The organism is Cupriavidus pauculus, assembly GCF_022179805.1.
Lineage (GTDB): Bacteria > Pseudomonadota > Gammaproteobacteria > Burkholderiales > Burkholderiaceae > Cupriavidus > Cupriavidus pauculus_E.
In genome coordinates, this window is record NZ_BPUO01000003.1 from 367,496 (window position 1) to 383,394 (window position 15,899).

Consider the following 15,899-nt stretch of genomic DNA (forward strand, 5'->3'; position numbering starts at 1 on the left):
TGTTCCTGCTCCAGTGCAATCGTCGATCAGTAGCCCTTGAACTCCGGCGTGCGCTTCTCGGCGAACGCGCGCAGGCCTTCCGAAATGTCATATGAACGCTGGTGATTGCGCAGTTCCAGCAGCTCGTGGCGCAACGCGTCGGCCTGCGGCTTGTCGGCGGCCTCGTCGGCCACCTTCTTCATCTTGCGCAGCACCAGCGGGCTCTTGGTGGACAGCTTGTCGCCGATGGCCTGCACGCGGTCCACCAGTTCTTCGTCGGCCACCACTTCGGCCACAAGGCCGTACTGCTTCATGTCGGCGGCCGGCAGCGACTCGCCCGTGTAGAGCAGGTACTTGGCGATGTTCAGCGGAATCCTGCGCGGCAGCACGGCTGCGCCGCCGCCGCCGGGGAACACGCCGAAATTGGAGTGGGCATCGCCAAAGCGTGCGCTCTGCGCGGCGATCACGACATCACAGGCCAGCACGGTTTCCAGGCCGCCGGCAATCGCCAGACCGTTCACGGCAGCGATGGTCGGCTTGGGGAAGGCGCGCAGCGTGTCGAAGAAGGCGACGAGCGTGTCGAGCAGGTCCGGCTCGCCGGGCCCCGGCGTACCGGAGGCCTTCAGGTCGGCGCCGGCGCAGAAGGCCGGGCCCGTGGCAGTTACCGCCACCACGCGCACCGCGTCGTCCTGCCGCCAGGCACGCAGTTGCGCGGCCATGGACAGTGCCATGTCCTGGCTGATGGCGTTGCGGGCCTGCGGGCGCATCAGGGTGATCCAGCCGACCCGGCCCTTCACTTCAAACGAAACGGCTTCGCTCATGTCTTCTCCTTGATCCAGTATCCAAATGCCAACAGCGTGTCTGGCTGGATGCCAAGGTACGTCAGGGCGAAATCGGCCTGCCCCTCCCCTTGCGGACGTGGACCACGCGCGCGTGTCATCGACGCGCGCTTTGTGCCGGATATCGCACGTCGCCTCGGCACGCGGCCGGTAGTACCGCTACTTTTCAAACAGGGAGATGCAACGCCATAATGTGCAGGCACGCCGCCCCCTCGGCCGGCACATCCGTGCCAGCGCCAAGGCAAATCCATCCACGCAAGCATCCGCGATGAATCCCGACAACCTCCTGGTGGCGACAAAGTTTTCTCCGCCGCGCATCAGCCCGCGCCACATTCCGCGTGAGCATCTGCTGGCCCGCCTGCGCGACACGAAGTACTGTGCGGCCACGCTCATCACCGGTGGCGCCGGCTTCGGCAAGACCATCCTGCTGGCGCAATGGCGGCAGGAACTGATGAAGACGGGCATCGACGTCGCGTGGCTGTCGCTGAGCCATGACGACAGGCAGTTTCCAAGCTTCTGCACCTACCTGCTCGGGGCGTTCCAGCGCCTGGGCATGCACGCGGATGACGTCGTACCGGACCCTGCCGGCAGCGAGCAGTCGATGGAGGCGCTGGTGGCCGTTGCGACAAGCGCGATGGAGGAGATCGACCGCGAGCTCTACCTGCTCATCGACGACTACCAGCACGTGGAAGCGCCGGCCGCGCACCGGCTGATGCAGAAGCTGCTGGACCATTGCCCGGCCAACCTGCATATCGTGCTCGCGTCGCGCACCATGCCGCCGCTCAGCCTCGGCCGCCTGCGCATGCGGGGCCAGATCTCGGAGATCGACTTCGCCGAACTTCCGTTCGACCTGGAAGAGACCCGTGCCTTCTTCGACCAGAACCTCAGCACACTGAAGCTGACCGCCGACGAAGTGCGCCTGATCCACGACCTCACCAGCGGCTGGCCGGCGAGCCTGCAGCCGGTCGCGACCATGCTGCGCATCCGGCCCGCCAAGCGCGCCAACCTGCGCTCGCTGCTGTGGAAGTCGGCCGACCTGCAGTCCTACCTGGCCGAAGACGTGGTGGCCTACCTGCCGCCTGACCTGACGTCGTTCATGGAAAAGCTGTCGGTGTTCCGGCGTTTCAATGCCGGACTCGCGCAAGCGGTCACCGACAATCCCGACGCCGCCGACCTGATCAAGCGCGCCGAGGACGAGAACCTGCTGATCTATCGCGTGGAGACCGACGACCCCGCGCCGTGGTACCGCTTCCATCCGCTGTTCGGCGAGTTCCTCGCCCAGCGCCTGGCCCAGCCAGGCCAGGACGCCGTGGCCGACGTCCATCGCCGCGCCAGCCGCTGGTTTGCCGCGAATGAACTGCTGGTCGAGTCGGTGCGGCACGCCAGCCTCGGCGGCGACCTCGAATTCGCGGCCGACGCCATGGAGCAGGCCGCCACCAAATCGACCTGGAGCATGTCCTATATCGGACCGCTGCTGCACATGCTCGATCGCCTGCCGCCGGAGACACTGTTCTCGCATCCGCGCCTGTTCTTCCTCGGCTGCCTGGCCCATGCGTTCACCGGGCGCGCGGACAAGGCCGAACGCTGGCTCGAACAGATACGCCGTACCGACGCCGCGAAAATCCCGGCTCTGTCGTCCAAGTTCCCCATCATCGATTCATCCGTCGCCGTGCAGCGCGACGACATGCAGCGCGTCATCGAAGTGCTGGAGCCCCTTTGCAATGCGCCGATGGAGAACGCGTCGCTGCGCTATGTGTGCCTGGCGGGGCTGGTGGTCGCCTATCTCGCCGTCGGCCGACTCGACGACGCGCGCACGCTGTTCGACCAGAATCCGATTCCCCCCGAAGACCGCGAGAACGACATGGCCATGGTCTTCGAGAACCAGCGCGCGCAGACCTGCCTCGTCGAAGGCGACATGCGGGAAGCGGAGCGCCTGGGCGCGGGCATCCTGGCCCGCGCGGAGGCCACGTTCGGCCGTGCCTCGCTGCCCGCGAACCTGTGCGCCGCGACGGTCGCCTTTGCCTGCTACGAGCTGGACCGCATCGACGAAGCGCGCGACGTGTTGGCGAACCGCGCCGGTATCTCGCAATCGTCGTGGCCGGACGTGATGATGCAATCCTCGCTCTGCCGCGCGCGCCTCGATTTCCTGCAGGACGCGCCGGAAACCGCCCTCGCCTTCCTGGAGGCGCAGGCATCCCACTTCCATCTTCTCGGCTTGGACCGAGCCCTCGCCTACATGCTCGCCGAGCAGGTCAATATCCTGCTGATCATCGGCGAACACCGCCGCGCGGCAGAGCTGGCCGTGCGGCTGGAAGCGCTGCGCAAGGTCCATGCGCAGGCGACCGGTGCGCTCGCCCAGATCCCCGCGATCGCGGCACTGGTGCGCGCGCAACTGGCGCTGGCGGACTCCAACCCGCGGGTGGCGCTGGACGCCCTGGCCGAAGTGCGCGAGTTTTGCGAGAAGCACGGGCGCGCCCGGCACGTGGTCCGTCTCGAACTGCTGGCCGCCGTAGCGCATGACCGCCTGCAACAGGACGCCGAGGCGGTACGTAGCCTGACGTCGGCGGTGACCCGCGCCGCGAAGCTCGGGCTCGTGCGCACACTGCTCGACATGAAGGACCAGATAGCCGGCCCGCTGGCCCGCATGCAGAAAGATGACAGCCTGCCGCCGCCCGTGTCGCGCTACCTCGCCGACATCCTGGCGAGGATGACGCCGGGCACCGCCAGGCCGGACACGGCGCCCGCCAGCCCGGCTGCAAGCGCCGGCGCCCGCATCGCCCCGGACGCCGAGCGCGGCCCCCTGACGCCGCGCGAGCTGGAGATCCTCTCGCTGATCGCGGAAGCCATGTCGAACAAGCGGATCGCGCTGACGCTCAACATCACCTTCGGCACGGTGAAGTGGAACGTGAAGAACATCCTGGCCAAGCTGGGTGTGTCCAGCCGCTATGACGCGATTGCGCTGGCGCGGCAGCGGGGGTTGCTGAAGTAGTCTGGCAGAACCGAAAAAAGGCCAGCTCTTGGCTGGCTCCAGGCTGCTGACAAAGTCAGCGAGCCGCATGATGTCCCCCTCTCCCCCGACCCCTCTCCCATGTATGGGAGAGGGGAGAAACCGCTGCGGTAGAGGAAGGTTTGTCAGCAATCTTCCTTTCGTCTGCGATGTTTCGCGCTCAGCGCGCCGCGAGACTGCGCGAGATGATCACCTTCTGGATATGGCTGGTGCCCTCGTAGATCTTGGTCACGCGAGCATCGCGGTAGTAGCGTTCGACCGGGAAGTCGGTCAGGTAGCCATAGCCGCCGTGGATCTGGATCGCATCCGAGCACACCTTCTCGGCGATCTCGCTGGCGTACAGCTTGGCGATCGATGCTTCCTTTGCGCACGGCACCCCGGCGGCTTGAAGGCGGGCGGCGTGCAGCGTGTACTGGGTTGCCACGTCCACCCTGGTAGCCATGTCGGCCAGGTCAAAGGCCACGCCCTGCAGGTTGATGATCGGCGCGCCATACGCCTCGCGCTCCTTGGCGTATTGCACGGCCGCTTCCAGTGCGGCACGCGCCACGCCGCAGGCCACGGCGGCGATGCCGATGCGGCCTTCGGACAGCATGCTCATCACGCGCTTGTAGCCGGCGCCCTCTTCGCCGATCAGGTCTTCCGCCGCCACGCGATGGTCGTCAAGCTGGATCGCGGCGACCTGCGCCGAGCGCTGGCCCAGCTTCTCCTCGACACGGGTGACGGTATAGCCGGGCGCGCGTGGATCGACGATAAACAGGCTCGGCCCCTTCTTGCCTTCGGGGGTTTCGGTGATGGCCGCAATGCAAATGCCGGCGCCGGCTTCATTGCCGTTCGAGATGAATTGCTTGCTGCCGTTCAGCACATAGTGGTCGCCTTCGCGGCGCGCCGTGGTGCGGAAGGCGCCGGTATCCGAGCCCGCCTGCGGCTCGGTCAGCAGGCCGGCCACGATGGTCTCGCCCGATGCCATGCCGGGCAGGTACTTGCGTTTCTGTGCGTCGGAGCCCGCATGGGCCACCACGCCGGCCAACCCGTTGTGGACGTGCATGATGGTCGCAAAGCCTGCATCGGCGGCCGCGAATTCGATGACCGCGAGGCAGTACTCCACGAAGGTCGCGCCAGAGCCGCCGTATTCCTCGGGCACGTGCATGCCGAGGAAGCCCAGCTCGCCAACCGCCTTCAGTTCGCTGCGCGGCCACGCGCCCGTTCGGTCGCGCTCGGCGGCGGTGGCGGCCACCACCTCCTGGGCAACCTTGCGGGCGGCGTCGCGGATCATGACTTCCTGCTCGCTCAGGAGCACGGACGATGTATCGCTCATTTTCTCTACCTCTTCTCGGATTCGTTCAGGCAATCGGCCAATCAGACCAATCAGGCCATTCAGGCAAACACGCGTACGATGGACTCCGCCACGCAGGCGGGCTTGTCGGCGCCTTCCATCTCGACGCTCATTTCATAGGTCAGCTGCGCACCGTTGTTGTCGAGCTGCTCGAAGCTTGCCAGCCGGAAGTGCGCGCGCAGGCGGCCGTTGACCGGCACGGGGCTGAGGAAGCGCACCTTGTTCAGGCCGTAGTTGACGCCCATCCTGACGTTCTGGATCGCGAACGCCTTCTGCGAAAAAATCGGCAACAGGCTAAGCGTCAGGAAGCCGTGCGCGATGGGCGCGCCAAAGGGGCCCTCGGCCGCGCGCTCCGGATCAACGTGGATCCATTGGTGGTCACCGGTCGCGTCGGCGAAAGTATTGATGCGCTGCTGGTCGATCAGGACCCAGTCGCTGGTGCCGACTACCTCTCCCACCAGGGATTGCAGTTGGGCGATGGTTTCGTAGGTCTTCATGTTGTCTCGCTCGTCATGAGTGGGGGAAAGGTGGTGGCGTGGCACTTCGCCGCTTCGTATCAGGCCGCGCCGGCGCGAAGCTGCGCTTGCAGGGCCGTCGCACAGGCCGCTTCGTGGCTGTCACTGCTGCCCAGTAGCAGGTCCGCCACCACGGCGCGCTTGTAGTAATGGCCGACCGCGTACTCCTCGGTCATGCCGATGCCGCCATGCAGCTGGATGCCCTGGCCGCAGACGAACTTCGCGGCCCGGCCGATCAGCATCTTGGTGGCCGACAGCGTCTTGTGCCGTGCCGCGGCATCGTCATTGGCCAGCGATGCCAGCGCCGCATGCAGCATGGAGCGCGCCACCTCCAGCTCGGCGGCCATCTCGGCCATGCGGTGCTGCAGGGCCTGGAAGGACCCGATCGGCACGCCGAACTGCTGGCGGGTCCTGAGGTAGTCGGCGGTGAGCTCGATGGTCTTTTCCATCACGCCGATCAGTTCCGCGCACAGAACGACGGTGCCGCTTGCCAGGCCGGCACGCAGCGCAGGGAGTCCCTGCCCCGGCTCGCCCAGCACGGCTTGCGCCGATACCCGCACGCCATCGAACGCCAGTTCCTCGACCCAGCTGCCGTCGTGCAGCGGCAAAGCCCGCCGGTTCAGGCCCGGCGTGTCGGCCTCGACCTGCAACAGCGTGATGCCCTGCGTGCCCGGCACGACGGCGGAAACGATGAATGCGTGCGCGTCGACAGCACCCAGCACGAGCGACTTCGTGCCGTGCAGCACATAGCCGTCACCATCGCGCGCGGCGCGCAGCGACACCGGCTCCGGCATGCCGCGCGATGCCGGTTCGCTGTAGGCCAGCGCGATGCGCAGCGAGCCGGCGGCGAGCTGCGGCAGCTGGGCCGCCTTTTGCGCCTCCGTGCCGCCGGCCAGCAGGGTCTGCGCCGCCATGACGGCACAGCCGAGATAGGGCTCGACAACCAGTCCTCGCCCCATTTCCTGGGCGATGATCGCGGTATCGAGCAGCGTGCCGCCCAGGCCGCCATACGTCTCCGGCAGCGCGGCCATCAGCCAGCCGTTCTCCGCGAACAGGCGCCAGTTGCCGTCGCTGCCGCTACCGCCCGCCTTTAGCAGCGCGGTGCGCGCCTCGAAGGTGTACGCCTTGTCGATGAAGCGGCGCACGCTGTCCTGCAGCAGTTGTTGTTCCGAAGTCAGATCGAAGTTCATGCCATGTCCTTTGCGACGGACCCAGCGTCATCATCGCTGTCCTGCCAGTCGCTTAAATTTCGCTGCTGTCGCTCGCGCCGGGTTCTTCCGGAGGCCTCCGCGTACAGGCTTGCACGACCATCTTAGGGAGACAGGCCGGCTTTCCTCCCCTCCCTTTTTTGCGGGGGGGGGCGGTGCATCGGCGGCTACCCGCCAGGCACAGGGCGACGGCGACGCAGCCGCAAGCGCCCCAGCGCATCCAGTTCGCCTTGGTCCCGCGTCTTGAAGAAGCCGTCCGGCGTGAGGCTGTCGGCAGTCTTCTCGCTTGCCTTGTAGTAGCCCATCATCTGGCCCGGGCTCTTGACCAGGACCTCCCCATTCCCGGCAATCCGGCATTCCACGCCCGGGTTGCACAAGCCGACATAGCCCTCGCAACCCTGCCCAGGAAGCGTCAGGTGCGAATAGCCGAAGTTCTCCGGCAGGCCGTAGCCGACGATCAGCGTCAGCCCGGCCGCGCGGTACCACGCCTGCACTTCGCGCGGCACCGGCTCGCCGGCCACGAAGGCAACCCTGGCCTGGTCTAGCCCGATGCGGCGGCGCTGCAGCCGCCGCAGGCCACGCGACAAGCCGGGCACGGCGAGCAGCCAGCGATGCAGGCGCGGCGGCACGTAGCGGCTGAACGGCAGCCCGCACAACGCCCAGGCGCGCGGTATGACATGGAAGAGGGTCGGCCTGGCGCGGCTCAGGTCCTGCAGGATGGTGTCGGGCCGGTCGTAGAAGAACACGCGGTAGCCGAAGCACAGCGACGCGCATTCCACGACCAGCCTGCCGGCGCACTGCGACAGCGGCAGGTAGGCGAGCAAGCGGTCGGCGGACGTGCGCCGATGCTGCTGCGGCAGCAGGTCGTTGAGGGCGCGCGGCACCTCGCACAGGGTGCGGAAGCGGTGCATCACCCCTTTCAGGCGACCGGTGCTGCCCGGTACGTAGACGATCGTGGCGAGTGCGGCCGGGTCCGGCAACTTGACGGTCCGCAGCCGCGGCGTGGCCGCGACGATCGTGTACCACGTCTTGCCCCGCCCCGGACCCGCCTGGGGCAAGCGGATGACCGGTATGTCCTGCGGCACCGCCGCTTCGGCTTCACGCCAGCGCGCGGCGTTCCCTGAAGGCCGGCCGACGAACACCAGGCGCGCCTCGCTGTGGCCCAGAACGTAGGCCACGCCGCTCCGGTCGGTGTCCGCGGACACGGTCACGCTGACATGGCCGGCGATCCAGATCGCCAGGTCCGCGATGATCCAGTGGGCGCTGTTCTCCCCGAGGATGGCGATCGCCGACCGGGGCGGCAGGTCCAGCGCCAGCAGGTGCGAGGCCATGCGCCTGGCCTCGTCCGCGACCTCGCACCAGCGGTAGTCGAGTACCGTGCCGTCCGGCTGGGGCTGTGTCAGGTACACCGCGAACGGTGACTCTTGCTCGCGTCGCAGCAGGCAATGCACGGGTGTCGGCAGGGATTGCGGATCAGGCATGGCGGCGGTTCTTTTTCGACGGTCGATGGCGCAATGGCGGCGCGGCCCACGCGGGCCTGCATGCCGCAGGGTTTCGCTGACCCGAGGTTAGCGACGGCGGCGGGGACCGCGCCCCTCTCACGTCGGGAGGGATGCCGTGGCCCCCGCGCTCACCCGCTACCCCTGGCAGCCCCTTCCCCTCTCCTCAGGAGAGGGGAAGGGCAAAAAAACGAGGCCCTACACTGCTCCGGCCAGATCACAGAAAGAAGATCACGGAGACAGCGATGAAAATGGACTTCGCCCGCGTCATGGGGCAGATAGCCGTGCAGTTTGCCGACCAGGAGGCCTTGGTCAATATCGAGCGCGGACGGCGCTACACCTTCCGCGAACTTCACCGGTTGACCAACCGCATCGCCAACATGATGCATACCCGCCTTGGCCTGCGCCGCGGCGATGTCGCCCTGTGCATCCTCGAGAACGACAATCTCTCGCTGATGCACGCGTGGACGGCCTTCAAGAGTGATGTCGCGTTCGCCCACACCAACATCCGCGACGCTTTCGACGAACACCGCTGGCAGGTCGAGTTCATCCGACCCAGGGTTGCCTTTATCGAGACCGCGCTGCTGGACCGCTATGGCGACATGCTGCGCGAGCGAGGCGTGGTCGTGGTGTGCATGGATGCGCCACAGGTGCTGCGCGAAGGTATGCACCACTTCTGGGACCTGCTCGACGGTGTCGGCGACGTCGAGCCCGGCATCCAGTCCGATACCGGCACGGACCTGTTGATCTACCGTTTCACCGGCGGCACCACGGGACGGAGCAAGTGCGCGCAGTACACCATCGACAACTGGCTCGCGGCACGCGACACCATGTACGCGGACCCCGAGCAGAGCGTGGCGCTGAACCACCGCACGCGCTATCTGCACATCGCGCCGGTCAGCCATGGCTCGGGCCTGTCCTTTCTGCCGACGCTGTTTCGCGGCGGTTGCACCCTGACGCAGAACGCCGCCGATCTGAAGGCCTGGTGCCGCAACGTCGAAGCGGAGAAGGTGACCACCACGCTGATGGTCCCGACGCTGGTGAACGTCCTGCTCGAACTGCCCGAAGCCACGCAGCATGACCTGAGCAGTCTTCGTACGCTCTACTATGGCGCCGCGCCCATGAGTCCCGCCAAGCTGGGACAGGCGCAACAGCGCTTTGGCAATATCTTCTTCCAGCTCTATGGCGCAACCGAATGCGCGCAGGCGGTCTGCACCCTGACGCAGTCCGATCACCTGACCGCCGTCGAGACGGGCCGGCTCGCTTCGGCTGGCCGACCGACCATCGGCATCGAGATGCGCATCGTGGACGAAGCGGGCAACGACGTCCCGCCCGGCGCCACCGGCGAGATCTGGCTGCGCGGCCGCGGCACGATCAGCGGCTACCACGGCAACCTGGAAGGCACGGCATCGGAGTTCACCGACGGCTTTTGGAAGTCAGGCGACCTGGGGTATATCGACGACGCCGGCTACGTGTTCATCGTCGACCGCAAGAAGGACATGATTATCAGCGGCGGGTTCAACGTGTACGCCGTGGAGGTGGAGGCATCACTGAACGCCCATCCCGCCGTTTCCATGTCGGCCGTCGTCGGGATTCCGCACGATAAATGGGGCGAGGCGGTGCATGCGGAAGTCGTGCTGAAGCCCGGCTCCACGGTCAACGCCGACGCGTTGATCGAACACGTCAAGGACCGGCTCGGGCGTTTCAAGGCGCCCAAGACCATCGCCATGGTCGAGGCGCTGCCGGTCAGCGCGGTCGGCAAGGTGCTGCGCCGGCGCGTGCGGGAGAAATACTGGACGGACCAGCCCCGGCGGGTGTCCTGACAAGCCACTGGCATCTGGCGGCACCCGCTTCGGGGGAGGTGCCGTGCCCGCCGGCCAGCCAGCCAGCGAAGACCGTCTTCGCGCTTGATCTCCGCGTTGCTTGACGCTCCGGCTTCTTGCCGGAGTCTTTTTTGCCTATCTTTCCAGGCCCGTGCCACCCGGTTCCCGCAGCACCCACGTCACTCGTCTGAACTACTTCCACTACCAGCCCGTCACCACGCGCTGGCTGGACAGCGACGCCAATGGCCAGGTCAACAGCGTGGTGCACTACGGCTACGTCTCCTGCACGCCGGTCAGCCCAGGCTGCGCGCAATGATCAGCTTCTGGATATGACTCGTACCCTCGTAGATGCGGGTCACGCGCACGTCGCGCAGGTAGCGCTCCACCGGGAAATCCGTGAGGTAGCCATAGCCGCCATGGATCTGCAATGCGTCCGAGCAGACGTCTTCGGCCATATCGCTCGCGTACATCTTGGCCATCGCCGCCTCACGCGTGCAATCGACGCCGGCATCGGCCAGACGCGCAGCGTGCAGGCAGTACTGGAATGCGGTCTCGACGCGGGTCGCCATATCGGCCAGGTCGAATGCCACACCTTGCAGCTGGTTGATCGGCGCACCGTAGGCCTCGCGCTCGGCGGCATAGGTAGTCGCGGCCTCCAGTGCTCCGCGCGCTGCGCCGGCGGCAATGAAGGCAATGCCGATGCGGCCGTCGGACAACGAACTCATCACCGTGCGATAGCCCTGCCCTTCCGCGCCCAAAAGGTCGCCCACTGGAGCGCGGTAGTTTTCCAGCGCGATCTGCGCGGTATGCGCGGTGTGCTGGCCAAGCTTTTCCTCGATGCGGGTCACCACGTACCCGGGCTGCTTCGGATCGACAAGGATCGTGCTCGCGCCCTTCTTGCCGGCCGTCTTGTCCGTCAGTACGAATGCGATGCCGACACCGGCTTCGTTGCCGTTCGAGATGAACTGCTTCGCGCCATTTAGCACATAGTGATCACCATCGCGCACGGCGGCGGCCCGCAGTGCAGCCGTGTCGGACCCCGCATGCGGCTCGCTCAGCAGGAAGGCGCCGATCGACTCCCCGCTCGCCATAGCGGGCAGGTAGCGCTGCTTCTGCGCCTCGGTAGCGTGTGCGGCGATGGTCGCGGCGACGAAGTTGTGCACGTGCACGATGGTGGCCAGTCCGGCATCCACCGAGGCGAACTGATGCTGCGCCAGGCAAAATTCCAGCAGGCCAGCACCGGTGCCGCCATAAGCCTCGGGCACCAGCATTCCCATGAAGCCGAGTTCGCCAAGGACTTTCAGTTCGTCGCGCGGCCACGCGGATGCGCGGTCACGGGCCGCGGCCGTGGGGGCGATCAGTTCGGCGGCCAGCCGGCGCGCCGAATCGTTGATCAGGATCTGTTGCTCGGTAAGAAGTGCGGTATTGATGTCTGCCATGGCGGTGATGGTTTGAAGTCCAGTCGTACAGTGGCGGTGCGCGGTGATACGGCCGCGCATTCCGCAGGAAATACAGGGTCCGGCGGGCTCGGTGCGGGACGCTTGCCCGGCGCGGCATAGAGCGCCGGAAGCGCCCTTTCCCCTCCTGTGAATGGAGGGGGGTGGCATACACGCGCCCACGGCACGGCGGCCGCCTCGCGAAGGTCCAGCGCACAGCGGGCGAGTTCCAGCAGCAGGCCGTGCCGGTCATGGATCAAGGCGTGCGCCGCGTGCCGTTTGACCCGCTCTAGCCGTTCGAGCCGCTCCAGCAGCAGGTCGCGCCATTGCCGCAACGCCAGAAGCGCCGGCGATGCGCCATCGGCGTCGGCCTCCGCGGCCAGGTACTCAGCGATGCCGGCGTCCTGCGTCATGCCACCCTCCGTGCTGTTGCTGTTGCTGTTGCTGTTGCTGTCGCTGTTGCTGTTGCCGCACACGGCTCAGGCGGACATTACGGGGCGCCTGGCGCGGTACCACGCCACACTGTCCGCATCGACCTGAACCTCGAGCTCGCCGAGCGCATCCAGGTAGTTCAGGTGGGCCATGGCTTCGCCTGTGGCGAGTGCGTACTGCAGCGCGTCGCAGCCCTTCACGGGAGTGGCGAACAGCACGGCGAACAGGTCGACAACGCGCCGTGGTTCGCGCAGTGCCTCGCGCAACCGCGCGACGCCCCGCCACAGGGCCTGTTCCAGACGGTCGATGCGCGCGTGGAGCCCCTCGAACGGTTCATTGTGTGCTGGCAGCACCAGCGCCTCAGCCGGCACCCTGCCCCGGATGCGCGCGAGCGATGCCTGCCAGCCCGCAAGCGGATTGGCATCCGGCTCCATCGGGTGCACCGATACATTGGACGAGATGCGCGGCAGGACCTGGTCGCCGGCAATCATCACACGCAGGTCGCGTGAATACAGGCACGCATGCTCGGGCGTATGACCCTCCCCGATCACCACCTGCCAGTCGTGAGTGCCGATGCGCAAGATTGCGCCATCTTCTATCCGGCGAAAGCTGCCCGGCAGACGCGAGACCACCTTGCCCGCACGGCCAAAGCGGTTCCGGTAGCCGGCAAGCGCCGCTTCGCCCCAGCCGGCGCGCCGATAGAACGCAAGGCCTTCAGGCGGCGCTTCCTGTCCGACTTCCGCGACCATGGCGAGGCTGTGCAGGTATTCCAGCCGTGTCATCCACAGGCGGCACCCGAACCGCTCGGCAAGCCAACCGGCCATGCCGACGTGGTCCGGATGCTGGTGCGTGACAAACACGCGCGTGACCGGTCGCCCGCCGAGGGGGCCGGCCAGCAGCGTTTCCCACGCTTGTGCGGTTTCCGGCGACAGCATGCCGGTATCGACGATCGCCCAGCCGTCGCCGTCCTCGATGGCCCAGACATTGATGTGCTTCAGCACATTGGGCAGTGACAGGCGCATCCACAGCACGCCGGGCGCGATCTCGATGGCCTGGCCGGGCCCCGGTGCGTCGCCGCATGGATAGTGCAGCCTGGTGACCGGCTGACCGAAGTGCTCGGAATCAGGGCGATACATGTGGGGACTTCCGCAGTAGAACCATCTCGGCGACCAGCGGGGCCGAATGGGTTCGGGGTGAACATTGCCGGTGGCCTTCACGTAGTGCGCAGCCACCCTCCTTCTGTGCTTACGATGAAAGGTAGCCGGCGGGCCGGTCGCCATGCCCCTCCCTTTCAGACAGGGGTGGAAGTCTCGTGCCTGATCATGCCCGCCGCATTCGGGGCGTCTGTTGTTGTGTTCCGCTAACACACTGGTGAAATCCCTCAGCCCTGCGCACTTGGGACGCGCCATTCTGTGGGCATCGCGGTGCATGGCGACATCGGGGCGACACACCTGGCCTCGCGTCCGCCGCCACCCACCCCTCCCCCCCCTTTTTGATAGGCGAAGGGCAACCGCGCCGTCTCTACTGTCAAAGCGCGCCGGTGGCCTGACTGACGGGCAGCGCCAATTGGCGTATCGCACGGCCGGCCCTAGACAGGCACAAGCCTGCGTCGACAAGACAGAGACCAAAGGAAAAAAGGAGACTTCCGAGCATGAAGACATCGCTTATCGCCCTGGCAGCGCTCAGCGCAGCGGCAGGGGCGGCGAATGCCCAGACGAGCGTGACGCTGTATGGGGTGATTGACACGGGTATCGAGTACATCAACCGGGTCGCCTCCGCGCCGAGCGCCCTGTCGCCGACGAACGCCCTAAGCGGCGTTGCTCCCGTTGGCTCGCGGGTCGCCATGAATGGCAACGGCGGCCTGTCGGCCTCACGCTGGGGCCTGCGCGGCGTGGAGAACCTCGGCGGCGGCCTGACGGCATCTTTCGTGCTGGAAAGCCAGTTCACGCCCGATACGGGCGCATTCGCAGGCAATACCGGTATCTTTAACCGGCAGGCGTTCGTCGCACTGGCCAACCAGTACGGCAAGATCGGCTTCGGCAAGCAGTACTCGAGCCTCGCTGAGGGCATGCTGAACTTTTCCCCGACCCGCGCCGCGCCGGCCTACGAGCCGGGCGTGTGGTGGCTGGGCGTGAACTACCGGCCTGCCAACACCATCAAGTACACGGGCAGCTTCGGGGCGCTTTCCGTCGCAGCCCACTACTCTTTCGGGACGGGGACCGCGCTGACGTCGCTCAGCGGCGGCGGCCTTCTTTACGGCGGCGGCCTCGGTGAAACGCCGGGGGCCTGGAAAGACAACACGGCCTGGGGCGCTTCGGCGATGTATCTGGGCGAGAACATCGGGGTTGGTGTCGGCTACGACGAGTGGCACCCCGCTGTCTCCATGGGCAGCCCCGGCAAGGTACGCAAGCTTGCCGCGGCCGGCAGCTATACCACGGGTCCGCTGAAGTTCACCGCCGGCTATCGCTGGGGCGACCAGACCTACGCGAACGGCAACACCGGCATGCGCGACGATTACTGGTTCGGCGGCGTGACCTACCGCTTCACTCCGGCGTTCGACGTCCAGCTCGCCTACTTCTACACGAACATCAAGCAGCTGGCCCTGACCAACACTTCCGCCCCCACCAACCCGGCGAACCCACAGCAAGTGAGCCTGGTGGCGGACTACGCTTTCAGCAAGCGGACCGACATCTACCTCACCACAGCTTGGGCGCACAATGGCAGCCTTGCCAACGACGGCCCGTTCACCGGCTACCTGTTCAACTATGCCTCGGCGCCAGGCCAGAAGAACATGATCGGCGTGATGGCTGGTGTCCGTCATATCTTCTGAGTCCCACGACATGACACGGTCGCCGCCGGTATGCTGCGGCGACAGTGTTCCGATAGCATTTCAGATCTCAATGATCCTGCAAAAAGCCATGGTACTCAACCGTATGTCACGTACTGCACAGCCTTCGGTCCGCAACCGGCGCACCTTCCCCTCGAACTCCACGCGCCTGGCCGTCGAGTGCGGCTTCGGCGCCAGCATTATCGCGGTAGTCCATTTGTAGATCGTGGACATCACGGTATCTGTTGGACAGACCGCTTTGGTGAAGACTTCGGCCTTTCGGAACCGAGGCTAGAACGGCGGCTAAGGGTCGGTCAGCGACCGCTGGCCGACGCGCACACTGGATCTCCCTCCAACTGGAAGGAGATCGTCATGAAGACGTCGAATGGTCACGCCGGCGGCCGCACGCCGTGGAACAAAGGCAAGCTTACCGGACAGAAGCCACCGTTGAAGCTTCCTGAAATCTGGGCAATCCGTACTAGGTTGCAAATGGCATCGAACATTCGCGAGCTTGCTATGTTCAATCTCGCGATTGATAGCAAACTGCGCGCTTGCGACCTAACCCGGTTGCTCGTTCGAGACATCTGTCAGGGTAGCCACGTCGGGTCGAGAGCGGTGGTCACGCAACAGAAGACGCAACGGCCGGTGCGATTCGAAATCACGGAGCAGACTCGTCAGAGTGTAGAAGCCTGGATCAAGGCCCGCGAACTGACTCTCGCCGACTATCTGTTCCCAAGTCGACTGCATGCGTCGCCGCATATTTCTACGCGCCAATATGCGCGCATGGTCCACAGATGGATCGCCTCCATCGGACTCGACGATACGGCGTACGGCACCCACACGCTGCGCCGCACAAAGGCTTCATTGATTTATCGTCGAACGAAAAACCTTCGGGCAGTGCAATTGTTGCTCGGCCATACCAAACTCGAGAGCACTGTTCGCTACCTCGGCATAGAGGTAGATGACGTCCTCGAAATGGCAGAACAAACGGAGGTGTAAGG

Annotated in this window: 13 protein-coding genes; 5 read left to right on the top strand and 8 right to left on the bottom strand. The window is 66.0% G+C overall.

Annotated features, from left to right (window positions below; genetic code table 11):
- Positions 1-26: 26 nt before the first annotated feature.
- A complete protein-coding gene (locus MFF62_RS07865) occupies positions 27-800 on the bottom strand; it encodes an enoyl-CoA hydratase/isomerase family protein (RefSeq protein ID WP_238261871.1) in 774 nt (257 codons plus the stop codon).
- A 286-nt stretch (positions 801-1,086) separates the two neighbouring features.
- Between MFF62_RS07865 and MFF62_RS30760 the strand changes: the two genes are divergently transcribed.
- Positions 1,087-3,807, top strand: a complete 2,721-nt coding sequence (locus MFF62_RS30760) for a winged helix-turn-helix domain-containing protein (protein WP_283205321.1) — start codon at positions 1,087-1,089, stop codon at positions 3,805-3,807.
- Positions 3,808-3,985: 178 nt separating this feature from the next.
- On the opposite strand, the gene MFF62_RS07880 is transcribed toward MFF62_RS30760, so the two are convergent.
- The 4 genes from MFF62_RS07880 to MFF62_RS07895 form a co-directional block, all read right to left on the bottom strand.
- Positions 3,986-5,122 carry an acyl-CoA dehydrogenase family protein gene (locus tag MFF62_RS07880; RefSeq protein WP_238262170.1) on the bottom strand — a complete coding sequence of 379 codons (1,137 nt, stop codon included), beginning with the start codon at positions 5,120-5,122 and terminating at the stop codon, positions 3,986-3,988.
- Positions 5,123-5,199: 77 nt separating this feature from the next.
- Positions 5,200-5,655, bottom strand: a complete 456-nt coding sequence (locus MFF62_RS07885) for a MaoC family dehydratase (RefSeq protein WP_238261872.1) — start codon at positions 5,653-5,655, stop codon at positions 5,200-5,202.
- Between the two features lie 59 nt (positions 5,656-5,714).
- The gene (locus MFF62_RS07890; protein ID WP_238261873.1) at positions 5,715-6,863 is read right to left on the bottom strand and encodes an acyl-CoA dehydrogenase family protein; all 1,149 of its coding nucleotides are present in this window, start codon (positions 6,861-6,863) and stop codon (positions 5,715-5,717) included.
- A 185-nt stretch (positions 6,864-7,048) separates the two neighbouring features.
- Positions 7,049-8,362 carry an AMP-binding protein gene (locus MFF62_RS07895; RefSeq protein WP_238261874.1) on the bottom strand — a complete coding sequence of 438 codons (1,314 nt, stop codon included), beginning with the start codon at positions 8,360-8,362 and terminating at the stop codon, positions 7,049-7,051.
- A 263-nt stretch (positions 8,363-8,625) separates the two neighbouring features.
- Between MFF62_RS07895 and MFF62_RS07900 the strand changes: the two genes are divergently transcribed.
- Entirely contained in the window at positions 8,626-10,203 is a 1,578-nt protein-coding gene (locus MFF62_RS07900; RefSeq protein WP_238261875.1) for a class I adenylate-forming enzyme family protein, read from the top strand.
- 151 nt (positions 10,204-10,354) lie between these two features.
- Entirely contained in the window at positions 10,355-10,519 is a 165-nt protein-coding gene (locus MFF62_RS07905) for a hypothetical protein (protein WP_238261876.1), read from the top strand.
- Here the strand turns inward: MFF62_RS07905 and MFF62_RS07910 are convergent.
- From MFF62_RS07910 to MFF62_RS07920, 3 genes are all read right to left on the bottom strand, one after another.
- On the bottom strand, positions 10,497-11,642 hold the full coding sequence (locus MFF62_RS07910) for an acyl-CoA dehydrogenase family protein (RefSeq protein ID WP_238261877.1): 1,146 nt from the start codon (positions 11,640-11,642) through the stop codon (positions 10,497-10,499). The genes MFF62_RS07905 and MFF62_RS07910 overlap by 23 nt on opposite strands.
- Positions 11,597-12,052, bottom strand: a complete 456-nt coding sequence (locus MFF62_RS07915; protein WP_238261879.1) for a hypothetical protein — start codon at positions 12,050-12,052, stop codon at positions 11,597-11,599. Before MFF62_RS07915 ends, MFF62_RS07910 begins: the two co-directional genes overlap by 46 nt.
- A gap of 66 nt (positions 12,053-12,118) precedes the next feature.
- The gene (locus MFF62_RS07920) at positions 12,119-13,207 is read right to left on the bottom strand and encodes an MBL fold metallo-hydrolase (RefSeq protein ID WP_238261881.1); all 1,089 of its coding nucleotides are present in this window, start codon (positions 13,205-13,207) and stop codon (positions 12,119-12,121) included.
- Positions 13,208-13,722: 515 nt separating this feature from the next.
- Here MFF62_RS07920 and MFF62_RS07925 point away from each other — a divergent pair.
- Both MFF62_RS07925 and MFF62_RS07930 read left to right on the top strand, forming a co-directional pair.
- Positions 13,723-14,901 (top strand): porin, encoded by a 1,179-nt coding sequence (locus tag MFF62_RS07925; RefSeq protein WP_238261883.1) that lies wholly within the window; start codon positions 13,723-13,725, stop codon positions 14,899-14,901.
- 369 nt (positions 14,902-15,270) lie between these two features.
- Positions 15,271-15,897 carry a tyrosine-type recombinase/integrase gene (locus tag MFF62_RS07930; RefSeq protein WP_238261885.1) on the top strand — a complete coding sequence of 209 codons (627 nt, stop codon included), beginning with the start codon at positions 15,271-15,273 and terminating at the stop codon, positions 15,895-15,897.
- Positions 15,898-15,899: the final 2 nt, after the last annotated feature.